35 protein-coding genes and 1 tRNA gene are annotated in these 23003 nt (G+C 23.7%); 17 read left to right on the forward strand and 19 right to left on the reverse strand.

Translation table 4 applies throughout. From position 1 onward, the window contains the following. Positions 1-3: 3 nt before the first annotated feature. The 11 genes from AAHM95_RS03710 to AAHM95_RS03760 all read right to left on the reverse strand — a co-directional run bounded on the left by AAHM95_RS03710 (position 4) and on the right by AAHM95_RS03760 (position 4593). Positions 4-1062 carry a hypothetical protein gene (locus AAHM95_RS03710; RefSeq protein ID WP_342274136.1) on the reverse strand — a complete coding sequence of 353 codons (1059 nt, stop codon included), beginning with the start codon at positions 1060-1062 and terminating at the stop codon, positions 4-6. Between the two features lie 2 nt (positions 1063-1064). Then, positions 1065-1256, reverse strand: a complete 192-nt coding sequence (locus tag AAHM95_RS03715; protein ID WP_342274137.1) for a hypothetical protein — start codon at positions 1254-1256, stop codon at positions 1065-1067. A gap of 301 nt (positions 1257-1557) precedes the next feature. Then, positions 1558-1833, reverse strand: a complete 276-nt coding sequence (locus tag AAHM95_RS03720; RefSeq protein WP_342274138.1) for a hypothetical protein — start codon at positions 1831-1833, stop codon at positions 1558-1560. A 12-nt stretch (positions 1834-1845) separates the two neighbouring features. Beyond that, on the reverse strand, positions 1846-2106 hold the full coding sequence (locus AAHM95_RS03725; protein ID WP_338956747.1) for a hypothetical protein: 261 nt from the start codon (positions 2104-2106) through the stop codon (positions 1846-1848). 33 nt (positions 2107-2139) lie between these two features. Further along, positions 2140-2340 (reverse strand): hypothetical protein, encoded by a 201-nt coding sequence (locus AAHM95_RS03730; RefSeq protein WP_338956925.1) that lies wholly within the window; start codon positions 2338-2340, stop codon positions 2140-2142. A 1-nt stretch (position 2341) separates the two neighbouring features. Continuing rightward, the gene (locus AAHM95_RS03735; protein ID WP_342274139.1) at positions 2342-2530 is read right to left on the reverse strand and encodes a hypothetical protein; all 189 of its coding nucleotides are present in this window, start codon (positions 2528-2530) and stop codon (positions 2342-2344) included. Further along, the gene (locus AAHM95_RS03740; protein ID WP_342274140.1) at positions 2530-2655 is read right to left on the reverse strand and encodes a hypothetical protein; all 126 of its coding nucleotides are present in this window, start codon (positions 2653-2655) and stop codon (positions 2530-2532) included. Before AAHM95_RS03740 ends, AAHM95_RS03735 begins: the two co-directional genes overlap by 1 nt. Before the next feature lie 15 nt (positions 2656-2670). Continuing rightward, a complete protein-coding gene (locus AAHM95_RS03745; protein ID WP_342274141.1) occupies positions 2671-3090 on the reverse strand; it encodes a hypothetical protein in 420 nt (139 codons plus the stop codon). Between the two features lies 1 nt (position 3091). Continuing rightward, a complete protein-coding gene (locus AAHM95_RS03750) occupies positions 3092-3958 on the reverse strand; it encodes a hypothetical protein (protein WP_342274142.1) in 867 nt (288 codons plus the stop codon). 217 nt (positions 3959-4175) lie between these two features. After that, positions 4176-4379: a hypothetical protein gene (locus tag AAHM95_RS03755; RefSeq protein WP_342274143.1), complete on the reverse strand. Its 204-nt coding sequence runs from the start codon at positions 4377-4379 to the stop codon at positions 4176-4178. Positions 4380-4437: 58 nt separating this feature from the next. Further along, a complete protein-coding gene (locus tag AAHM95_RS03760) occupies positions 4438-4593 on the reverse strand; it encodes a hypothetical protein (RefSeq protein WP_342266246.1) in 156 nt (51 codons plus the stop codon). 90 nt (positions 4594-4683) lie between these two features. Between AAHM95_RS03760 and AAHM95_RS03765 the strand changes: the two genes are divergently transcribed. Then, positions 4684-5931, forward strand: a complete 1248-nt coding sequence (locus AAHM95_RS03765; RefSeq protein WP_342274144.1) for an ISNCY family transposase — start codon at positions 4684-4686, stop codon at positions 5929-5931. 156 nt (positions 5932-6087) lie between these two features. On the opposite strand, the gene AAHM95_RS03770 is transcribed toward AAHM95_RS03765, so the two are convergent. From AAHM95_RS03770 to AAHM95_RS03780, 3 genes are all read right to left on the reverse strand, one after another. Then, positions 6088-6495 (reverse strand): hypothetical protein, encoded by a 408-nt coding sequence (locus tag AAHM95_RS03770; protein WP_342273977.1) that lies wholly within the window; start codon positions 6493-6495, stop codon positions 6088-6090. 420 nt (positions 6496-6915) lie between these two features. After that, positions 6916-7344: a hypothetical protein gene (locus tag AAHM95_RS03775; RefSeq protein WP_342274145.1), complete on the reverse strand. Its 429-nt coding sequence runs from the start codon at positions 7342-7344 to the stop codon at positions 6916-6918. Between the two features lie 43 nt (positions 7345-7387). Further along, positions 7388-7531, reverse strand: a complete 144-nt coding sequence (locus tag AAHM95_RS03780) for a hypothetical protein (RefSeq protein WP_342274146.1) — start codon at positions 7529-7531, stop codon at positions 7388-7390. A 612-nt stretch (positions 7532-8143) separates the two neighbouring features. Here AAHM95_RS03780 and AAHM95_RS03785 point away from each other — a divergent pair. Then, positions 8144-8220, forward strand: a tRNA-His gene (locus AAHM95_RS03785). A gap of 274 nt (positions 8221-8494) precedes the next feature. Continuing rightward, positions 8495-9343 carry a rolling circle replication-associated protein gene (locus AAHM95_RS03790; RefSeq protein ID WP_342274147.1) on the forward strand — a complete coding sequence of 283 codons (849 nt, stop codon included), beginning with the start codon at positions 8495-8497 and terminating at the stop codon, positions 9341-9343. On the opposite strand, the gene AAHM95_RS03795 is transcribed toward AAHM95_RS03790, so the two are convergent. After that, positions 9340-9609 carry a hypothetical protein gene (locus AAHM95_RS03795; protein ID WP_342274148.1) on the reverse strand — a complete coding sequence of 90 codons (270 nt, stop codon included), beginning with the start codon at positions 9607-9609 and terminating at the stop codon, positions 9340-9342. The genes AAHM95_RS03790 and AAHM95_RS03795 overlap by 4 nt on opposite strands. Positions 9610-9876: 267 nt before the next feature. Between AAHM95_RS03795 and AAHM95_RS03800 the strand changes: the two genes are divergently transcribed. The 3 genes from AAHM95_RS03800 (at position 9877) to AAHM95_RS03810 (ending at position 11031) form a co-directional block, all read left to right on the forward strand. Beyond that, entirely contained in the window at positions 9877-10164 is a 288-nt protein-coding gene (locus AAHM95_RS03800) for a hypothetical protein (RefSeq protein ID WP_281748544.1), read from the forward strand. 49 nt (positions 10165-10213) lie between these two features. Continuing rightward, positions 10214-10408, forward strand: coding sequence for a hypothetical protein (locus AAHM95_RS03805; RefSeq protein ID WP_342274149.1), 195 nt, complete (start codon positions 10214-10216; stop codon positions 10406-10408). Positions 10409-10515: 107 nt separating this feature from the next. Then, a complete protein-coding gene (locus AAHM95_RS03810; protein ID WP_342274150.1) occupies positions 10516-11031 on the forward strand; it encodes a hypothetical protein in 516 nt (171 codons plus the stop codon). On the opposite strand, the gene AAHM95_RS03815 is transcribed toward AAHM95_RS03810, so the two are convergent. After that, positions 10987-12104 (reverse strand): IS3 family transposase gene (locus AAHM95_RS03815; protein WP_342274151.1). Its coding sequence is split into 2 segments (ribosomal slippage): positions 10987-11834 and positions 11834-12104, totalling 1119 coding nucleotides; the frame shifts between segments, so codons are not numbered across the junction. The genes AAHM95_RS03810 and AAHM95_RS03815 overlap by 45 nt on opposite strands. A 231-nt stretch (positions 12105-12335) precedes the next feature. Here AAHM95_RS03815 and AAHM95_RS03820 point away from each other — a divergent pair. The 7 genes from AAHM95_RS03820 to AAHM95_RS03850 all read left to right on the forward strand — a co-directional run bounded on the left by AAHM95_RS03820 (position 12336) and on the right by AAHM95_RS03850 (position 16291). Continuing rightward, positions 12336-12542 carry a hypothetical protein gene (locus tag AAHM95_RS03820; protein ID WP_174480363.1) on the forward strand — a complete coding sequence of 69 codons (207 nt, stop codon included), beginning with the start codon at positions 12336-12338 and terminating at the stop codon, positions 12540-12542. 112 nt (positions 12543-12654) lie between these two features. Further along, complete coding sequence (locus tag AAHM95_RS03825) at positions 12655-12819, forward strand: hypothetical protein (RefSeq protein ID WP_342274152.1); 165 nt, start codon at positions 12655-12657, stop codon at positions 12817-12819. A gap of 10 nt (positions 12820-12829) precedes the next feature. Beyond that, complete coding sequence (locus tag AAHM95_RS03830; RefSeq protein WP_342274153.1) at positions 12830-13204, forward strand: hypothetical protein; 375 nt, start codon at positions 12830-12832, stop codon at positions 13202-13204. A gap of 403 nt (positions 13205-13607) precedes the next feature. Further along, on the forward strand, positions 13608-14660 hold the full coding sequence (locus AAHM95_RS03835; RefSeq protein WP_338978608.1) for a hypothetical protein: 1053 nt from the start codon (positions 13608-13610) through the stop codon (positions 14658-14660). 11 nt (positions 14661-14671) lie between these two features. Next, positions 14672-14890, forward strand: coding sequence for a hypothetical protein (locus AAHM95_RS03840; RefSeq protein ID WP_338975815.1), 219 nt, complete (start codon positions 14672-14674; stop codon positions 14888-14890). Further along, positions 14883-15611 (forward strand): hypothetical protein, encoded by a 729-nt coding sequence (locus AAHM95_RS03845; RefSeq protein WP_342274154.1) that lies wholly within the window; start codon positions 14883-14885, stop codon positions 15609-15611. The genes AAHM95_RS03840 and AAHM95_RS03845 overlap by 8 nt, the downstream gene beginning before the upstream one ends. 143 nt (positions 15612-15754) lie before the next feature. Beyond that, entirely contained in the window at positions 15755-16291 is a 537-nt protein-coding gene (locus AAHM95_RS03850) for a DUF402 domain-containing protein (protein ID WP_338961175.1), read from the forward strand. Between the two features lie 61 nt (positions 16292-16352). Here AAHM95_RS03850 and AAHM95_RS03855 read toward each other — a convergent pair whose 3' ends face one another. Both AAHM95_RS03855 and AAHM95_RS03860 read right to left on the reverse strand, forming a co-directional pair. Further along, positions 16353-16574 carry a hypothetical protein gene (locus AAHM95_RS03855; RefSeq protein ID WP_281748988.1) on the reverse strand — a complete coding sequence of 74 codons (222 nt, stop codon included), beginning with the start codon at positions 16572-16574 and terminating at the stop codon, positions 16353-16355. A 168-nt stretch (positions 16575-16742) separates the two neighbouring features. After that, positions 16743-17993, reverse strand: coding sequence for an HAD family acid phosphatase (locus AAHM95_RS03860; RefSeq protein WP_342274155.1), 1251 nt, complete (start codon positions 17991-17993; stop codon positions 16743-16745). Between the two features lie 401 nt (positions 17994-18394). On the opposite strand from AAHM95_RS03860, the gene AAHM95_RS03865 reads away from it, so the two are divergent. Further along, complete coding sequence (locus tag AAHM95_RS03865; protein WP_342274156.1) at positions 18395-18910, forward strand: hypothetical protein; 516 nt, start codon at positions 18395-18397, stop codon at positions 18908-18910. A 7-nt stretch (positions 18911-18917) separates the two neighbouring features. On the opposite strand, the gene AAHM95_RS03870 is transcribed toward AAHM95_RS03865, so the two are convergent. Continuing rightward, on the reverse strand, positions 18918-19433 hold the full coding sequence (locus AAHM95_RS03870; RefSeq protein WP_338975820.1) for a hypothetical protein: 516 nt from the start codon (positions 19431-19433) through the stop codon (positions 18918-18920). Between the two features lie 119 nt (positions 19434-19552). Here AAHM95_RS03870 and AAHM95_RS03875 point away from each other — a divergent pair, with 119 nt between their 5' ends. The 3 genes from AAHM95_RS03875 to AAHM95_RS03885 all read left to right on the forward strand — a co-directional run bounded on the left by AAHM95_RS03875 (position 19553) and on the right by AAHM95_RS03885 (position 22987). Further along, entirely contained in the window at positions 19553-19924 is a 372-nt protein-coding gene (locus AAHM95_RS03875; RefSeq protein WP_342274157.1) for a helix-turn-helix transcriptional regulator, read from the forward strand. 64 nt (positions 19925-19988) lie between these two features. Continuing rightward, a complete protein-coding gene (locus tag AAHM95_RS03880) occupies positions 19989-21347 on the forward strand; it encodes a BMP family ABC transporter substrate-binding protein (RefSeq protein ID WP_342274158.1) in 1359 nt (452 codons plus the stop codon). A 332-nt stretch (positions 21348-21679) separates the two neighbouring features. After that, positions 21680-22987 (forward strand): BMP family ABC transporter substrate-binding protein, encoded by a 1308-nt coding sequence (locus AAHM95_RS03885; RefSeq protein ID WP_342274159.1) that lies wholly within the window; start codon positions 21680-21682, stop codon positions 22985-22987. Positions 22988-23003 lie beyond the last annotated feature (16 nt).

Consider the following 23003-nt stretch of genomic DNA (forward strand, 5'->3'; position numbering starts at 1 on the left):
CTCCTAACCTATAATTAAACTAATTGCTCTAACAAATAATCATAAAGGTATAATATTTTCTATTCCACTAACAATATCAACATTTAAAGCAGTACTAATCGTATCTGAAAAAATATGTCGTAATAAATTATCTGTTGTAAAAAGAAATTGTCTTAATGGTTCAACTGGTAAAACTTTACCAACAACACCATAAAGTACTCATCTAAAAGCATTACGTAAATGTCCAAAAACATCATATCAACTTGGTCTTTCATATTCGGGATTAAAAGGACTATTTGGTGGCACTGGCGTTATATTTTCACTTGAAAAAATATTAATTTGACCAAAATTCAACTGTGGTGAAAAAGTTGGTCTAGTTGATTCACCATGAACATCAAAAAATACTGTTAAATGTCTTAAATTTGGAACACGAATAGGCATAGTAACAAAATTATATAAATCTTGTTGATAAATATCGTTATCCACTTTACCTTTAAAAACATATTTTGTATCACCAACATAATCTAAAAAACTAAAAGTAAAATTAGCAGTAAAAGTTTTAAAATATTCATATTCAAAATAAAACATAAAACCTTGAATATAAAAACTTAAAGGTTTATCAATTTCAAAATTTAACTGTGTTTGAAAATTTATAATACTTTTACCAGTATTAACAAAATTTAAATTATTAGTATTATTCTTTGCAACATAATTATGATTAAACATAATACGTGAAAATTCATCTAATTGTTTTCTATTAAAAGTATAAACGCCAGTTCCCATATCTATCATTTGTGACGGAACACCAACTGTATCACTATAATAATAACACGTATATAAACCTTCGTTATTACCTATAAATTCACCACTAACTAATTTTAAATCCGGTTGGTCAACATCAAAATAAGCAGAATTTCATGGAATTGTTGCTCAATCATCAAAATTATGATACTTAACATGTTTAACCATTTCTTTTGTAATATCATAATTAACGACATTAGGGTCATTTGAAACAATTAAACTAGTTGGTGCTTGAACAGAAGTATTTACAACAAAAAACAATTTAGCAAATTTAAATCACATAATTATTTACCAAACAAACATCTTAAAACTCATCATAAACCATAAAATATAATAAATCCAATAAAAAACTGCGTTCCATAAACTACTAAATTTCATAAAATAGTAGTAAATTGGTCAACCGGACTTCCTATAAACATAGTTCAATAATCAACTATACATTGATGTATTTTATTGTAAATATTTCAAACACTCATACTTAACACCTACCCAAACAATGACCTAAAAATAAATTTAATACTACGATAAATAAAATTAAAAAATACACCTAATACCAACCAAAAAGTCAAATTAAACAAAATATAAACTTCATCAGTAATATTAGTTTGATTTAAAAATATACCAATATCATTACTAGAAAATATAAAAATTAAATGCAATATACTATTAACAAAATCACTCATAACTAATTACCAACTCCTCAACCACTAGATGTTCCAGTAAATTTATTACCACCAGCAGCACCTTTAAACTTACCTTGTTTTTTATTTTTTTCTTTTAATTTATCAATACGTTTACTATGAACCTTAGCAATTTTTTACCAACAAATCTTGAACTACCTTTAATATTTTTATAACTTTGCTTTACTGTTCCAGATGTAGAAACTGGCTGAATATCAATATTTAAAAAAACAGACATAGCAAACTTTATTAAAAGAATAAAAACAACAAAAGTTCCCAAATTAAAACCTAAATCTGCCATTGGTAAATTTCAAAATTTCATAAAAATTTGTCCAAATAATTCTAAAACTTTTGAAATAAAAGCAACACCCATAATAAACTACTCCTATATTATTTTTAATAATTTTAAAATTAATGAAAAAGTAAAAAGTACTAAAATAATTGCTAACAATGGTGCTGGCATTGAAACTATTTGTTGTGAACTATCACCAAAAATAAAACTTTTAATAACCAAAGATAAATTATGTAAACCAGAAAAATCAGTAATATAACTTTGCAAAATATTTTGCACAATATTATTTAAAGAAGGTAAAAGTTTACCTAATAAAGGAAAAACAAAAATTATTGCAAAAAATAATTTAATCATAACTATTACCTCCTAAAATAACTTTATTTTTTCCTATCTAAATCCACGAATAATATGTCCTATGAATTCTTTAATAAATACTAACACCATCATAAATATTGGAATTAATACCGGTCAATTTGTCATTATAGAATCACCCGCAAATACTCAGTTAAAAACATAACTAAAAGATTCTAATAATTTTTGGCCAATACCTCCAATCATTTCTATTAAAGCACTTAAACCTTTTGGCATACTAATCACCTCCTTCCTCTAATTCTTTTCTTGCTCTTTCTTTACGTTTTTGTTCTTTACAATATCAACAATCTGGGTCAACTACATTGTGTTTTCTATGTTTAAATTTTCAAACTAACTTTTTAATAGTATCTTTAAAAGCCCAAGAAGTACCAAGCACAGCAATTATCACAACTATTCATTTAACCATTATTTTTTACCTCCTAAAAAACTATCAAAACTCACATTTTCATATAATCTCTGTTCAAAATTTCTTTTTGATTTTTTCTTATGTAACTTTTGTCTTGGCATATTTTTTCATTTATCTCTTTTCATAAATTAATTCGCTCCTTATAAAATAAACGTTTTTATTGTTTTATTTTGTTCATTAATCTTTGGAATTTCATTATTAATTTCCAATAATTTATTTTGAAATTCTAATGTTTGTTTTAAATCTTTTATTTGATTATTTAAATTTTCAAATTTTCTTTCTAATTTTTGTTTTTCATATCTTTTTCTTTCAACTTTTAAATCATTTTTTTTAATAAATTTATTTTCTTTTCTCTTAAAAACTCAATCTGTTATTTTATTTTTCATTTTATTTCATGGAATACCAATGTAACCTACAACAATACCAATTAAAATAGATACTGGTTTAATTGCAACAATTCCTAAAACTATAATGCTAGGAATTAATCCTAAAAATATACTAAATGTAATACATCCAGTTAATGCCATAAATTTTAAAATTCATCACATATATATTTTCACTTTAAACACCACCACCTAATGTATAAGCATAAGAATAATCCCAATTTAAACTTGCTCTATCCAAATTAATCTCAGACATACTATCATCATTTAAATCAACATCAACCATATCATCATCTATACTTTGATAATCATTAACACTACTATTAATTAATCTTGCTCTTTCATCAGTAAATACTTCTTGTAACTCTGTATTATTATATGTACTTCCCAAAGGTAACAATAAAGTATTAATAATCTCACTTGCACCGGCAATAATTGTAGGAATAGCAAAATAATTACTAAAATCATTATTTATACCCATAGCAACACCACTACTAATCAAACAACCACCAGTACCCATATTTGCTATCTTTCTTATATTTTGAAATCTATTAGGGATTAACTCAGTTAAACCACTAATAACATTTGCTATACCAAAACTATTTAAAGATATATAAGTATCTCAATCTACAAAAGGAACATCAATTATCGGTTTAACAGTTGTAAATGGTGGATACGTTGGTTTAGGTGGTTCAGTAGGGCATGGTGGTCAAAAACAAGGTTCATCTCTTAATAAAGAAACTGACTTATCTAAATACTGAACAAACTTAGCATAATTTATTAAACCAATTGTTCCTAAACCTAAAAATATCTTTTTATAACTATTAATAACTTTATTTTTAGTAGTAGGTCTTTGATTAATATTCCATATATCAATTCCTAACTTCTTACTAAATAACAAAGAATTAATAGAACCTAAAATTGGGTCTTTTAAATACTGACCATAATAAGCACTAATTCCTACCATAGCACTTAATGGACTTAATCCAGTTCTTAAAATTTTAGTTAAAGTATAATTACTAGTTTGTTCTAATTCATTAGGCATAAATAAAACTCCTTACTTTATATGCTAATAAGGAGCTTATTTATGAATTATAATCTAATCCATTGGGGCTTAATGAAAAATATATAATCCATATATAAGCCCCTTATTTAATTTTTACTTATTTCTTTTATTCTCTTTTCTTATTCGTTCCATTTCATTAGCAACTCTGTAACACATTTCACAACCATATACTCGTTCATAAGTTCAATCACTACATTTATGTCTCATAATTTAACTTACTTTCTTGTTGTCTCATTGCCTTATTTAAAGCGATATCTAATATACAATTTGGACAATAATATTTTTTAGTATATAAGTTTTGTAAAACTCTTTTAGGACAAATAACTTGGTCACAAAGTTTACATGTATAAATTGCTAAATGAAATGCTTGTTCACATGAACAATTATCATTTTTAGCCATAATTTAATTAACTCCTAACATATTAATAATTATTTAAAATTACCCTTTTAATAAATAACTATTTTCAATTAGAAAGTTTTTTAATATTACCGCTTAAATCAAGTTCAAGTGAATAAAAATTACCAACTTTTAAATCAACAGTAGATAAACAATTATTAAAATCACTAGCAAATTCCGGATTATATCATTTATCACGTGTTTGACCAGTTGGCACGCTTGTTTGTCATTATTTAGTGATAATTTCCTATTAGTTATCGAGTGAAAATTTCTCAAAAAGTGAAGTTAAATATACTTGGTGATAAAAATGGAAAGAAGCATGACTATGAAAGAAAAATATAAATACAAAATTATAAATGACATTGTTATTAATAAATTATCTAAACATCAAGCCAAAAATAAACTTAACCTAACTATTAGAAGAATTAACCAATTAATTCAAATTTTTAATAAAGAAGGTAAAGTTGGTTTTATTCATAAATCTCGCAATAAAATTTCTAATAAGGCAACAAAAATAGAAATTAAAAATAAAATTATAAACTTATATAAAACAAAATATTATAATTTTAATTTTCAACATTTTCAGGAAAAATTAATTAATGAAGAAAACACTAAAATTGCATATAGTACAGTTTATAATCTATTAATTCAAGAAAAAATCACTTCACCAAAAAGACATAAGAATAAAAAAAATAACTTGCATCCCACAAGAAATCGTAGAACAAATTTTGGTGAATTAATTCAAATGGATGCAAGTAATCATCATTGATTTGGTAACGATAAACCAAAAGCATTTTTACATGCTGCAATTGATGATGCTACAGGAAATATTGTTGGACTATGATTTGATCACCAAGAGACATTAGATGGTTATTATAATGTTTTTTATCAAATTTTAACTAAATATGGCATACCAAAGATATTTTATACTGATAATAGAACAGTTTTTGGATATAAGAAAAAAATTGATTCAGGTAAAATAAACACAGAAAATGACACTTATACTCAATTTCAAAAATGCTGTAATGATTTAGGTGTTGAAGTAATTAGAACCTCAATTCCACAAGCTAAAGGCAGAATTGAACGATTATTTGGAACACTTCAAAGTCGCTTAATTAGTGAATTACGACTTAATAAAATTAAAAATTTAGAAGATGGTAATAAATTTCTTAAAACATATATAAACATTTTTAATAATCAGTTTGCTTTTCCTATTGATGATAATAAATCTGCTATGGTTAAAGCTCCTACACAAAATGAAATAAATGTTTATCTTTCAAGATTTTGTAAAAGAAAAACAGATAGTGGTTCAACTATAACATATTATGGTAAAAAATATTTTCCTTATAAAAATAACAAAGTTCAATATATACAACCTAGAACTGATGTAATTGTACTTAAATCATTTATTAATGAATTCTATCTTAGTTATAATAATAAAATATATGAACTAAAAGAAATAGCATTAAAACCAATTATTAAAGAAGATTTGATAAAAACTAAAAAAGTTTATATATCAAATAAAGACCATCCTTGAAGATATGGATATCAATAATTTTTAATTAAAAGTAAAAAAACATATTTTAGAAGAGATTTATTTTATTAATACTAAACCATATAAAATTTTAAAACATTTGTATATGAGCAAATTTGGTGTCTTAAAATCAATTTTAAAGATATAAAGATATTGCAAATGCAATATCTTCCCCTTTTACATCTGTGGTGAGCTTGGTTTATATCCACTTGTTAAAGGTTGATTTTCACTGTTTGCACTGCGTTTTCATTGTTCAAAAATTGAATCAAAATCATAATCTAAACTTGATTTTAATTTTAAATATTTTCCTACATTATCAACCCTTTTTTGTCCTTTTGATTCGATTTTATCTTCTAAATCATATATATTTAATTTTTCAATATATGGAATTATTTTATATTTCTTTTTTAAATTTTCATTTAATGTTTTTAGATATATTTCTAGTTTTTCTATTTCTTCTTTAAGATTTTTTTCAGTATTTATTATATTATCTAATTCTTTATTATCTTTAATTTTACCCTCTAATTTTTTTATTTCAGAATAATAAAATTCATAAACTGGTGAATTAGGTTTAACTTTAAACATTTTTTCTTTTCTCCTTTGAATAAATAATAAAAAAACTCATTTATTTTAAGATAAAATAATGAGTTAAAAACTTATATAATTTTTTGTATAAATTAATTATACAAAAAATTTTAAAAAATTAAAAAACTTTATTTCTATTTTTATCTAGAAAAGAATTTATTTGGAATTTATGTTTATTTAACAGTATAACTTTTCAAAATAATTTATTTTTTAAAAAATATTTTTGGGAAATTTTCACTCGATATTGACAATAATAAAAGAAAAACGTTACTTAATTAAATGTTATTAATATTAAATTTAATTAAAAATTTTGCAACAAGAGTCATAATATTTATCATTTTTTTTTCTTATACTCACTATTATTTTTTTTAATTAAAAATTCTTAATTTAAATTTAAAATATATTAATAATTAAAATTAATTAAGGAGTAAGTCCGGTTGATAAATTATAATCATAAATATCACTATCTAAGTTACTTGTAACTACAATACTGTTATTTCATTCAACATTTTGTTGTGCTATTTTTTCACTAACTAACAATTGTTCAATAGCTTTATCTAATAAATTTAATTGATCTAATTCTAAATTATTTAATGCATTTTTTATAACTTGTTCATCATATACATCATCACAATTAAAATTACTTAAATCAAAAATTTGTTTTGAACTAGAAACATGATCAGATTGCAATTCTCTTTCTTTTTCTTTAATAAGTTGATTTCTTTTTTGGTCATATTTTTTCTTTCTTACTTTTATTTCGGATCTTTGATAATATTTTTTCTTTTTTGCTTTTACTTCGGGTTTTTGATCATATTTTTTCTTTCTTTGTTTATTTTTTTGGTATCACATTTGATCATATTTTTTCTTTTTTGCTTTTACTTCAGGTCTTTGTCTATATTCTTTCTTTTTTGCTTTTACTTCAGGTTTTTGTTCATATTCTTGTCATTTTCTTTTTTTTAGATTGTTTATTAACTATTTCTTCATTGGTTTGAAATGAAGAAATAGTATTAGTAACTATACTTAAACTATTATTCATGTTTTTTCCCCTAAATATAATTAAAGTTAATTTTATTTAAACTTTTATTATATATATTTTGCTATTTATTAAAAATAATATTTTTTGATACATAAAAATGCATATTATAACTTTTTCAAAGTTTTAATAATAAGATTAATAAGATATATAAATTAAAATTATATAAATTATACCAATTTTAAATGTTTTTTCAATCTGTAAATCAGGGTATTTGTTTTGTTTTTGGTGTTCTTAATTAAAATTAATTGAGAAAGGAATCAGTATATTGCTAAATTTTTAATCATAAGTATTAGTATCTAAATTACTTGTAAGTTAGTATTGTTAATAAAATTTGATTAATAAATTGATTTAATAAGATATTATCTATTACATTTTTATGCTTTTTATTAAGGGCATAAAACTTTATTTTAAGAGTATTTAAATTAATAATTAACCATAATTATTAATTTTAAATTGTGTTCTAATTGTTAATAGTAGCATTGTTTTTTTATTATTGTTACTGTTATATATGAAAATTAGATGATTATTTTTGTAGTTTTATGAAAAAAAATATTAAAAAATGATAAATTTATTGTATAATATTTAACGGTTTTACTTATAGAAACTAATATGGCGACTGTGGCGTAGCGGTCTAGCGCATCAGTTTGTGGAACTGACATTCGCGGGTTCGAATCCCGTCAGTCGCCCCATTTAATAAAATTATGTTTTTTACTACTCCTTTTTGGAGTTTTTTCTTTTTTAAATAAATATTATTATAAATTTATTTTTCGCTTTTTATTTACTAAATAAATAATGGTATAATTATTATGTATTAAATTAAGTATCACAATTCACCGCAAGATAATTTAATTAAGTATCACAATTCACCGCAAGATAATTTATTAATTATTTTGTTTTTTGTGTTATGATTATTTTGTTAGTAAAAATATATAAAATTAATAATACTGTCGAGGATTTTTATATATGCAAGAAAATTTTTATATTAAAAAAGTTTATTATGGTGCTTATGTTAAAAATATAGTTTTGCCTATGAGTGCTATTTTAAATAATAAGTGCAATGAAATTGGTATTAAAAATTTAGGGATTAATGATAAAAAATTACGTAATAATGCAATTCGGACTAAAACAAAATTAATACATAAAGCGTATCATAATTTTTATAATTCAAAAGTTTTAAGTTTTGTTACTTTGACTTATGCTGATAATATGCAAGATATTAATAAAGCAAAACATGATATTGCTATATTCTTTAAACGTTTAAAGCGTTGATGAAATGACCCTAAACGTTCTAAATATTTAGGTGAATTAAAATATATGTATGTTTATGAATATCAAAAACGTGGTGCTATACATTTTCATATACTATTTAATAGAAAAATACATAAAAGTATGTTACCACAATGATGACCATTTGGTTTTAATGATGTAAGAGTTGTTCAAAAAGGTACTAATGAAAATATAGTTAAGTATTTAAGTAAATATGTTGTAAAAGTACAAAATGATATAAAATCTCAAAATCAATATGATTTGGGTGTTCGTGCTTATGCTTTTTCTCGTAATTGTTCTAATCCAAAAGTAGTTAAAGGTCAAAAGATAATGTTATATCAACGTTTAATTGACGCTTCTGTTAATGCATTACATACACAATTTTTTAAAAAGAAAATTGATAATTTAGGTCGTACTATACTTTTTGGGGGTAGTTTTGATACTACTGTTTTTGGTGATAATTTTAAAGATTATGATGAATATCTTTCAATTGATAGTATTAGATTTAGGAATGCAATTAAATTTATACCGAAAATTTTACATTAAATTTTATTTTTAGAGTATTTTTCACATAAATTTCTGAGTAATTGTGTTTTTTCATTACTTACAGGTTTTATATTATTAGTCATAATTTCTTTATATTTATGTTGTAATTTACAAAAGTTACATTTTGATTCATAAACAATATATTCTATTCCTAATAATCCGTTATATTCTTTTCATATTTTTATATTATTGAACTTTTTTTCATCAAAATCATTTTCATTTAAACCATTGTTTCTTTTAACATAATAACAATCACATTTTTGCATTTTATCACCACCTTTTTATATAAATATTATAGTATTTTTATTTTTAATTAAAAATAAAATTTTGGTTAAAATACTTGTATATATATATATATATATATATAATGGTTATTGTCATAAAGATATTTATTGTGTCCTCGACAGACATTATTTTTCTTTATGGCGTTTTTTTGTTGTTTTTTTATTTTTTTATGTTATATTATAATTAATAATGTTAATTACCCGCATTATTAATCTGACTTTAATTAAGTCTCTGTCGAGGAGGTTAAGATGTATTTTTTATGTCAATTGACAAAAATTAGAAGTAATGAAGTAATTAAAGATGAGAAAAGTGGTAAGTCCAAAAATTATGATGTACTTACTTTTTCGCCGTTTTATGTTACTGATAAAGGTATTAAAATATCAACTGGTGAAAAGTCTAAGGATAAATGAGTTTTACATGATAGTGAATTATATACTAAACTTTCTAAAATGAATTTAAGTCTTGGTTCTTATTATGATGTTGAAATAACATGAGAAGCAAAAATTATTGATATACATAATTTAAAAACTAAATAGTTATTTATTATAGGGTAATTATTAAATAATTATTTAAAGGATTTAAGTTATGTCAAAAATTAATAATTGCGCTTGTGAACAACATTTTCATTTAGCAATGTATGTATGCAAACTTTGTGACCAAATTATTTGTCCAAAAAGAGTTTTACAAAATTTATATACTGGAAAATATTATTGTCCAAATTGCATATTAGATATTGTTTTGGTTAAACAAAAAGAACAATTACAACAAAAAGAAAATTAAAAACTAAATAGGGAGCATATTTATACTTTTTTGTGTACTTTGCTCCCATGTTATACAAATTAGTATAAATATGCTCCTTATTAATATAAAAGTAAGGAGTTTTATTTATGCCTAATGAGTTAGAACAAACTAGTAATTATACTTTAACTAAAATATTAAGAACTGGATTAAGTCCATTAAGTGCTATGGTAGAAGTTAGTGCTTATTATGGTCAATATTTAAAAAACCCAATTTTGGGAAGTATTAATTCTTTGTTATTTAGTAAAAAGTTAGGAATTGATATATGGAATATTAATCAAAGACCAACTACTAGAAATAAAGTTATTAATAGTTATAAAAAGATATTTTTAGGTTTAGGAACAATTGGTTTAATTAATTATGCTAAGTTTGTTCAGTATGTAAATAAGTCTGTGTCTTTATTAAGAGATGAACCTTGTTTTTGATCACCATGTCCAACTGAACCATCAATTTCTACTCCAATACCAACTCCTAAGCCAGTAATTGATAAATCTTTTGTAGATTGAGATACTTATATATCTTTAAATAGTTTTGGTATGGAATGGCAACCCTTTTTAGGACTATTTTTTGGTAGACATTTGTTTTTGATAACTAATTGGAGTTAGGTAGTTTAGAGTACTGTGAATTCTTATGTTGTTATATCAATTGATGTAATCAAATAATTCTAATTTTAATTGGATTAATGATGTAAAATTTTTATCATTAATAAATTCAATTTTGAAAGTTTTAAAAGTTGCTTCAGCAACAGCATTGTCATAAGGACATCCTTTTTTGCTTAAAGATCGAGTTATGTTGAAAGCTAATAAAAGTTTATCAATAGTTTTATTATTGAATTCATTACCGCGATCAGTATGAAATATTTCAATATCTTTTAAACAGTGATTTGATTGCATAAATGCTTGATATACTAATGATGCATCTTTTTTAACTCCAACACTATGTCCAATAATTTCGCGGTTAAATAGGTCGATTAATAGGCAAATATAGTTTCATTTACCATTAACTTGAACATAAGTTAAATCACTAACAATAACTTCATTTTTAATTCTATTATTAAAGTTTCTATTAACAAGATTGGTTATTTGACTATCATTGACTTTATTATGATAATTTTTGAATGATAATTTAGTGTATTTTGATATTAAATTATGCTTATTCATAATTTCTTTAATTTTTCTGCGTGATAAATAAATTTCTTGGTTTGCTAGTATGACTTTTAATCTTCTAGTACCATAAACTTCTTTATTTTCTTTAAAAGCACTAATAACAGCTTGTTCATAAATATTATTTTGAATTTTATTTTTTTTCTTTAAATTAAAATAATATGTTGATTTAGAGAGTTTTAAAAAATGACACATTGTGCGCATTTTATATTTAGATTTATTATTTGCAATAATCTCTATTTTCTGCCTATTATTAGTGCTGCTTGCTTTAAAATATCAATTTCCATTCGTAACTGTTTTAATTCTTTATTTGCTTGAATTAATTGTTTTTCTAAATCTGAAAGATTATCTTTAGTTTTAAAACTACCTGAATTAGTAAATTGCTTAATTCAATTGTAAGTAGCTGCTCTTGTAACATTGTATTCTTTAGTAAGGCAAGATACTGATTTGCCACTTTGATATAAAGCTACTATTTGTTTTTTAAATTCATCTGAATATGAGTTAATAGTGACCATAATTATAATTCCTTTCTTTTAACTAATTTGTTCACTTGTCTATGTAATTAGTGTCCAATAAAGTGTAACCCATCTAACGTGAGGGTATAGAAAAATATAAACATAGAAAACATATAAAGGAGAATGATAGTGAGCCTGATTGTATTTTTTGTCGTAAAGATTTTGAAAAGAAGAAACGTAAATTAGAAATGGAAAAACAACAAAGAGAATTAGAGAAAGGAGGTGATTAATATGCCCGCTGGATTATCAGCATTATTAAATATGATTGGTGGTGTTGGCCAACAATTATTAAATGCTTTTACTTATATTTTTGGTTGAGTATTTACAACTGGCGATGGTGGAACACTTACAAATTGACCAGTGTTAATTTCAATTGTATTTATGGTATTAGTGTTTATCAAACAATTTGTGGGACATATTATTCATGGAACACATTAGTAATTAGAAAGGAAGTAAGCAAATGGTAAAGTTATTTTTTAGTTTGGTTTTTGTTTTACCTTTATTAGGTAGACTTTTACCAGTTGTTAATACTTTGGTATAAACTATTTATATGCAGTATTTAAGTTCTTTTGCTGGATTACATACTGTGACACTTTTTATTAAGTCGTTCTTTTATGATAGTTTATACACTTTACCTTTGCCTATTCTTGCTTTAATAAATGTTAGTTTTGTATTTTATTTAATTTTAGGATTATTTAGATTTACAAGACATTAGGAGTGAAATTATGTTTATACCTTTTATTACAACCGTTATGCAATTATTTGCTTCAATTTTTATGAAGTTTTTTAGTTTTCCACTTGGTAATTTAGGTTTTAATTTAGGTACGTTAATGATATTTTTGATTTTGCTTAGATTTGCATTTAGGGTTATTTTACCCGAGTTGATGTTGCCAACATTAGGGTTAGGATATGCTGTTAAGTTTATTGGTAAAAGTTCTGTTTCTTTGGGTGTTGGTACTGGTCAACAAATTGCTAAGAGTTATCAAAGACGTGTTGAAAAAGTAAAAACAAGAAATAAACAACAAGGTAAGTTTAAAGGTGGTGCTGGCGGTAATAAGTTTACTGGTAGTTCAACTCGTGACTTTGGTATTGGTGATTAATTATGTCTAATTTTGTTTTTAGTATATTGCATTTTATTTTTATATTTTCTAGTAAAGATATTCAAATATTTTTAAATCAACCAAATATTACTAATGAAGTTTATATTTTGTTTAATTTGACTTTTTGATTGGTATTGCGTGTATTTTTTAATTTTATTTATCGTGCTATTAAATTTGTTTTTAGGTCATTGTTTGGGTAGGTGTTAAGTATGAGTGTTTTAGAAATTTACAATAAAATACATCAATGTATAGTTGACTATTGAACTATGTTTATAGGTAATCCAGTTGATGATTTTACTACTATTTTATGAAATTTAGTAATTTATGGAACTCAGTTTTTTATTGGATTTGTTTTGTTTTATGGTTCATGGTGAATTTTAAAATGTTTATTTGGTAAATAATTATGTGATTTAAGTTTGCAAAATTATTTTTTGTTGTAAATACTTCTGTTCAAGCACCAACTAGTTTAATTGCTTCAAATGACCCTAATATTGTTAATTATGATATTACAAAAGAAATGGTTAAACATGTTAAATACCATAGTTTTGATGATTGAGCAACAATTCCATGAAATTCTGCTTATTTTGATGTTGACCAACCGGATTTAAAATTAGTAAGTGGTGAATTTATTGGTAATCAGGGTACTTATATATGTTCTTATTATAGTGATACAGTTGGTGTTCCGTCACAAGAGATAAATATGGGGTCTGGTGTTTATACTTTTAATAGAAAACAATTGGATGAATTTTCACGTATTATGTTTAATCATAATTATGTTGCAGAAAAGAATACTAATCGTTTGAATTTTGTTAATGCTGATAGGAGAGTTATAAATTTTCAAACACAGTTAAATTTTGAAATTGATAAACCTTTAAGTTTTTATATTCAAGGTTTTATGTTTTATTTTGAATATGAATATTTTAAAACTTTTACTGCTAATTTTGTTTTTAGTTTTTTAGATAATGTTGGTGATACAAAGTATGTTTTTAAAGGTAAGGTTGATAATGATATTTATCAGCAAGATTTATATAATTTTGTTACTATGCCTATTCGTGTTCCAAATTTAAGACATTTAACAGTATTTTTTGATGTTCATGGTGATTCATTTTCACATATGTCACCACGGTTAAATTTTGGTCAAATTAATATTTTTTCAAGTGAGAAAGTAACCCCAGTACCACCAAATAGTCCTTTTAATCCTGAGTATGAGCGTGTTAGTTGATATGATGTTTTTGGTCATTTGCGTAATTCTTTTAGGTGAGTACTTTATGGCGTTGTTGGTAAAGTTTTACCAGTAGAACCATTAAGAGAGTTTTTTACTAAACTTGACGGATTATTGAGACGTATTTTTGATGATACTATTAGTTCTGTTTTAAATGTTGATTTTACTAGTGGTTTAGAACAAGTTTTAACATTGTGAGTATTTTTAAAAGCAGTTGGGTTTTTAGTTGGTTAGGAGTTGAAATAATGCCTTGATATGGTTATGTTCTTTTAGGACTTTTATTATTAATAATATTGTATCCATTTTTAATAACTAGAAAAAATATAAAGATATTACAACGTGTAGGTAGTTATATTATTTCTGCACCTCCAAGAACTGGTAAATCTGCTCTTGCTTGTTGTTTAGCACAAAAACATAAAGGTAGAGTAGTAAGTCCTATTCCTATTAAAGTACGTAATGAATAAAGTACGTAATGAATATAGTTATCGTTGTTCTTATGATGATGTTTTTAAATTTAATCAATTAAATAGTAATTATGCTTTTAAAGAGTGTGATATGGTTGTTTTAGATGAGTTAGGTTTGAAAATTAATAGTAATGATTTGTCACCCGAATTTAAAGAAACACAAGAAAGTTTGGGAATGTTTTGTAAATTAATAGGTCATAATTTTAATGGAATTATGTATATGATTGAACAACACCCCGATAGAATACCAAAACAAGCACGTGAAAAAGTGGAATATATTGTGCAAGTTAAAAGAATGCGTATTTTGTTATTTTTAGTTAAGTTTAAACTAAATATTTACACTAATATTGATGATTATAATAAAGTTGTATTATCTAAAAGACAAACAAAGCGAATAATTAAACGTGGTGGTTTACCACCAAGTTATAGTGGTGAAACTATGACTTTTAGTTTATGATTTCCTAGGTCTTATTTACAAAGATATAATAGTCGTGCTTTAAATTATATTCATTCTTTAAAGAGTGAATTAAGTACTGTTAAAGACTATGAACAATCACAAGCATTAGATTTTACTGTTGATGATATTAGAGTAGTAGGATTAGATAAGTTGGATAATATATTACAAACTGAAAAGAAAGAAACTGAAAATACTGTATGCCGTGCTTGTTATTATAGAAATAAATATTCTAAGAAAAATAAGAAAGATGTTAAAATAGAGTAAACCTATATTATTGGTCGAAGCCAACCAGAACCTTGGTTGGTTGGCCGTGGCGTTTACGCCACTGGGGTAAGTTGCGAAGCAACTAGGGGCAACGCCCCTATATACTTGTTTATGATTTGCAGAAAGTTGAGGTTTAAATGTATATGTACCTTAAAGAAGGGCAAATACTTTCAATTCATGCATATAAGCATAATGGCGATTTATATCGTAGTTGAAATAATTCAATTGTTTTAGAAGATACTGAAAAATATTTAGTTTTAGTAAATGAGAATGTAACAATTACTGAAATTAATGGTCGTAAATGAACAACCGTTGATCCAGCAATTTGGTTATTTTTTAAAAATGATTGATACAATATTATTTGTATGATTCGTAATGATGGTGTTCATTATTATTGTAATATTGCCAGTCCCTTTATTTTAGATTCGCAAACAGTTAAATACATTGATTATGATTTAGATATTAAAGTATTTCCTAATCGTTCTTATAAACTGTTAGATTTGAAAGAATTTAAAACTAATCGTCGAATATGAAAGTATCCAATACCTTTACAAAATATATTATGACAAAATATAAATAAATTAAAAAAAGGAGTTAAAAAAAATGAAATTAATTTATTTAATGATGATGTAATTTTAAATTATTGAAAAAATTACCAAAACCAAAGTTTACAAAAATAGTAAGAACATATGTTCTTACTATTTTTTATATTAAAACTTTTTATAATTAAATTAAATTTTTTTATAAAATAGATAATTTTTTTGCATAATTATGTTCTCTCATAATACTGTTTATATTACTTTTTTTACTTTTATTTTCAATACCATTATTTATATTTTGAATATCTATATCATTAAATTGTACGTTTTTTTTGTAATTATGATAATTAATAGCATATGTTCTTAATTTTTTTATTTCTTTAAACATTAAGTTTTTTATTTCTTGTTCAATTTCTTTATTCATTTTTTTACTCCTTTTAAAAATAAAAACCTATTTACTTTGAGAAACAAAGTAAATAGGTTAAAAACAATATTTAGTTTATAGTTATTTTTAACATCTTTTTGAAAATTTACAATTAATATATATATATATATTAATTTTATTTAGAGATTGAATATTAATTTTTGTAAATTATTTTCATATATTTTCATATTTTTTGAAATAATGTTTTAGTAAATTTAATCAATTATCTAAATTAGAACGATATTTTTTTTCTAAATCTCATAAAAAATTACCATATACATCATTACCACCAACCAGTACATAAGTTTCTTTTCAATTAATTTTTCCTTCTTCTAGTTTAATTTCTTTTACAAAACCAAGGTTTTTTAGATCACTATCAATTAAACTATTTTTTTCATTTTCTTTTCAATAATGTTCTATTATTTCTCCATTTTCATTTTTTGTAAATCAAAATTCATCTCCCACTTTACCAATTAAGTTATTAAAATTTTTATTATTTATTAATTCATTTTTTAATGATATTTTATCAATTAATTTTGAATTAGTTAAATTAGAATGAAAATCATTAATGTTATCACCCAATCTCATTACAATATGTGATGGTACATTTTTTATTGGTACTAAATCATTTTCTCAATTTTTTATTTGCATACTATTTTTATCTTTTGATGATAATTTAAAATTGTTATTATTAATATAATTAAAACGATTTTCTTTTGATATTAAATCTTTATAATTATTTGAATCATATTTAGTTACTCCTTGCATTCATCAAACATAACTATCAAGAAATGCCTTTGGATAATAATTATTTTCTAGTAGTTTTTTAGTTGGTATTGCTTCATCTCCATACTTGATATTTTCGCCTTGAAAACGATTTGAATCAAATAAAACAATACCACCACTTTTTCATACATGTTTAACAAATGCTAAAACTCCATTATAAAGTTGTTCTTCAAAATTGACTTGATGATCAACTCATTTTTTAAATTCATAATCCATATCTTTCATTTTTGGATTAAAAAATTTATAAATTGAAAAACCAATATTATTTATGAATGTTTCATCCAAATCAGTAATAACAATAGGTACATATTTATTAGCTTCAATTTTTGATTCATTATAATGCACAGTATAATTTTTATCTTCTTCATCATTTTTGGCATTAGGTTTATTTGCGGTTGCGTAAATAACATCTAATGATAAATTTTTATTTGCTTCTATAACATCATCATACTGTTTTATTGCTGCACGAAAAGTATTTAATAATGATATTTTTCTTTCTGCTGATTCTTGTCAAATTATTGATTGTAACACTTTTAAATCATAAATATTGTTATTTTTATAACATCCAATAGCGCTTAAACTTGTACTTGTAATAATTATTAAACCACTTATTATTTTTAATATTTTTTTCATGTTTTTTCTCCTTTTAAAAATAAAAACCTATTTACTTTGAGAAACAAAGTAAATAGGTTAAAAACTATATTTAGTTTGTAGTTTTTTTAACATTTTTTTTGAAATTTTACAATCAATAAAGATAATATATTTATTTTTAAAATTTAAAAGACAAGATATAATTATTTTTAACTATTTAAATTACGTATTATTGTTGATTTATATTGGCTAAATGTTAAGATAAATATAAAATTAGATACTTAATTATTAATTACATTTAGTTTTTAATAATTTTAAAAATGATTGATAAATAAAATTATTGTTTATAGATTTTAAATTTTTTTTGCATAAGATGTTAAAGATAAAGTACGAATAGTTTACTAGAAATATTGCGAAATAATAATTATAAAGAGGTAAAAAGGATGTTAAAATTTTCAAAAACATTATCTAACATTGGTATTTATCTACTTTTGACAACATTAATGCCGGTAATGGTTATTTCTATAATTATGATTTCTTTAAAAGGATTAATGGAAAGTTCTTATGAATTATTATGGAAGTTTGGAGAATGATTACAAGAAGTTTTTGATTCTGGATTAAGTACTATTCAATGATTGGGATGAATTATATTGATAGCTTGTCTAACAACTTATGGTATTCTTATATTTATTTTAGTTATGATAAATTCAAGAAAAGCATTTGAACAAAGAATTGGTTATATTCTTGGTTTAGTAATTGGAGTTGCTTCAATTGTTGTTACATTATTACCATTAATTATTGTTAGTATTGCTAGTCTTGGCAATGGAGTAATAACTTTAGTATTAGGATTATCATTTGTTTTTATTGGATTGAATGGTGGTTTAGTTGCTTGTGGATCATTATTTGGTTTAATTAGTGCAAAAAACATTATAAATTTATGAGATGCAAAGAAAAAGTAGATATAATCTACTTTTTATTATTTATATATTTACTTCATGGTAATTGTAAATTTGTTAATGTATAATGCATTAATTGTCGATGTATGCTAATAATTAAAACGTTAAATATTGTTACAATAAGTAAAATTCATCAATGATCGTTTAAAGTATTAAAATAATCAAGTTTGCTTTTAAAAACGGCAGTTTCAACTAACATAAATAATGCATTTAAAATGAAAAAAATTAATCAACCAAAACTAAATAGAATAATTAGATAACGATAAAATTTAGTTTGAAAAGTACTACCTTTGACTTTAATTTGATAAACCGTTTCATAAGTATAATGATTAATAGAAAAAGCAAACAAAATTAATAGAATTAAACTATTTATGCCAACTATTAATAAAATATTAATTATTTTTTCGCTAGTAGTATTTATTAAAATTGAACCTATTATTATAAATATAATTTGAACAATTAATCACAAAATGCTAACATAAAAAAAACTTTTTTTTGTTCAGTATTTAATTAATTCATTTTCCATTTTGTATCACCATATTAATTTTAGTATATTTTATGCAAATATAGAATAAAATTTATCTTTTTATAATTTTTCATAACATAATAAGTTTGGGAATAACTAAAATTAGAGAGGGAAATAAAATGGCAATTGAAGTAGAAATTAGGCGTATACGTCTAAGACTTGGTTGAACGCAAGCATATTTGGGGAAATTAGTAGGTGTTCGTCAAGCAACAATTAGTAGAATTGAGAGTAATGCTAAAAATTCTTCATGAGGAATAATTCATAAAATTCTTTTAGCATTATTAGTAGATATGAATGATATAAAAGGTTTTACGCATGATTTTGTATTAAAAGAAAATGATTTTGAACTATTTATTAAACTGTTAATGGCTAATTCACAATTAAAAACTAATATTTTATATAATCCTGTTCATTGCGCACGAATTATTATTGATGCATATAATAGAGGAATTATTAATTTTGATGAAAAATATGGTAAAAATAAAGCATAAAAAAATTGTAAATAAATATTAATATTTTTACTGTAGTACATTTTTTTATTTATAGGAGAAATTTATGAAATATTTTTTAAAATTATTAATTATTACTTTGTTAATAAATAGTTCGTCAGTAGGATTAATTGGATGTAGTATTCCTAGTGTTGGTGATATTTGAATAATTACTGATGGTGGTGATTTATTTGATAAAGCTTTTAATCAGCAAGTATTAGAAGGTTCAAAAGAGTTTACTAAAACATTTAATGATAATCGTATTATGATTAGTAATTTACCCGGTAATGAAGTTTGAAAAAATAAAAAAATGAAAACACGTTGAATTATTTCACGAGATAGTACTGTTTCAACTTTACAAAATAATTATAATTTAGCAACATTTGCTGGTGCTAAAACAATTATTGTTGTTGGGTTTAATCATCTTGGTGCATTAACACCAGCTATTCAAAATCAATATAAAAAGTTAGGTGTTCGTTTTATTTTAGTTGATGCTAAATTAGAAAAACCAGTTGATGTAGCGTGTTTAAGTTATTCAGCAGAACAATCAGGGTTTTTATCAGGATTAGCAGGAGCAATATGATTAGCAGCTAATCATGAAACATATGATGATAATGGTTTAAAAATGTCAACTTTTGGTAGTTTACCAGCTGATACTATTGTTAGTTATATGATGGGTTATTATTGAGGTGTATATTATTTTAATAAATATCGTAATAGCAATGATAATTTATTGGAAATGACTAATGCCATTAGAATTAAAGAGGGTAAGGAAAAAATTGAAAAATGAACTAATAAATTTGATATTCATTTTGATAAAATTGCTAAACAATTTACAGGTAGTTTTGAATCTGGTACAAAATCATCAAAAGCAATAACTTCACAATTAATTGATGGATATAAAGATGATATTGTAATGCCTGTTGCAGGAGCACAAACAATTGATTTAGTATCAGCTGTTAAAAACTCTACTACTAATAGCAAAGCAAAAATTATTGGTGTCGATGTTGATCAAAGTGTTCAATATAGTTATGCTAAAGATATTTTTATTACATCAGCTTTAAAAGGAATTCATAAGTCAGTTAATACTTGATTATGACATTCTTTTAATTTAGATTATAATAAGGATGATCAACATTCAGTTATTAAACCTATTAATGGTGAACAATACTTTGATGGCAGCATATCACAACCAGCATTAGGTGGTCAGCAATATCTTGGAATTGCTAATAATGATTCTATTAGTGCTATTTATAATAACTTAATTATTGATAGTAATGATTATTGACGTTTAGCACAAAAAGTAACTAACGCTTATAATAAATTAGTTGCTGATTTAGTTAATGATTCTACTCGTGATAAGTGAGAAAATGCTTGAAAAAATTATGTTGATGAAAGTGTTGAAAAGTATAAACCACAGTTTTAATAAAACTTTACTATATATTTTAAAAAAATTATAATTATTCTTGAATTTTTAAAGAATAAGTTTTATTATCTTATATAATGGTAGTTATGCCATTAAAGGAGAAACTAGTGTTTAGAGTTAATTGTGAAAATAAGAAAATAATTAATATTAAATACATATATACTGTATTTTTTAATAGTAAGTTATTCCCACCTATTTATTTTCAAAATTTATTTATACACAGTTTTATTTTATTTTGAATAATTGAATTAAGAAAGCAATGTTTTTGCTTTCTTTTTTTATATTTTTTTTTTATAAATATTTATATATATTTGTAGGAGGAATATAATAGTATGCGTAAAATTTTTACTGTATTTAGTGCAATATCATTGTCAGTAATAATGATATTACCAATCATTGCTTGCAATAGTCAGTTTAATGATCCAAATATTTATCGAATAACTGTTGTAACTGATGGACATACTATTAATGATGTTTCTTTTAATGAATCATCATATAATGCTGCTCTCAAGTTTAAACAAGAGTTTAATGATTGAACACATAGTGATTATGTTGATCCTCAATATAAAAATAAAAGAGTTGAGGTTTCTTGAGATAATCCCCAATTAACTAATACTGATGATTTAATGACATCATATAATAAAGCCGTTTTCATAAATAGTAAAGTAATTATTGCTTCAGGATTTTTACATCATAATGCTTTGGTTAAAGCACAAAATACTATTTTAAAACATAAAGTGAAATTTATTTTTATTGATGGTGATACTCCAAATAAAGAAGTACCAAAATCTAATAAGCAATTGGCTGGTTTACTTTACAAAGCAGAACAATCAGGCTTTTTAGCCGGATTGGCAGGGGCAATATGGTTAACTGCTCATGCTAATCAATATGGTGGACTTGATAATTTAAAAATGTCAACCTATGGTGGACTTGATATTCCAGCAGTTACTAATTATATGTATGGTTATTATTGAGCCATACAGTTTTTTAATAATAAATTTAAAAATAAAGAAGATGAAGAAAAATTAATATCATGAGTTAAAATTTTAAATTCAGATTTTAAAGAACCATTACCAAATATTAAATTTATAAATTCAGGTACTCAATTTAGTGGTGATTTTACTCAAGGTTCAAAAGGTTCACAAGCAATTAATGATGATCTTGCTCGACAAAAAACTAATATTATTTTTCCAGTAGCAGGACCACAAACCGAAGATACTTTATCATCATTAAAAAAATCTGGTCAAGGTAAAATTATTGGTGTTGATACAGATCAACAACTTCAATATCCACAATCTGCAGATAGATTTATTACTTCTGCAGAAAAAGATTTAATTAGTTCAATTAAACTTATGCTCTGAAAATCAGTTGGTAAAACTAATCAGAATCCAGAGCATCCAACTGATCCAACTGCCGATCAAACATTTATTGATGATGCACCATACAGAGGTGGACCTAATTTTACTGGAATAGCACCAAATAAAGCAATTAAAGATGGTGATAAAGATATTTACACACCATTAATGACAGAAACTACTAATTGATTAGATAAAATTTCTGCTGGATGACAAAAAGTACTCAATTTAAAAGATCATTATTGAATTAATGGTATTAAAAAAGAATATGATCCATTTAAATAATTAAGAGGGGTGATAA

The sequence above is a fragment of the Spiroplasma endosymbiont of Phycita roborella genome (assembly GCF_964031195.1).
GTDB classification, from domain to species: domain Bacteria; phylum Bacillota_I; class Bacilli_A; order Mycoplasmatales; family VBWQ01; genus Spiroplasma_E; species Spiroplasma_E ixodetis_A.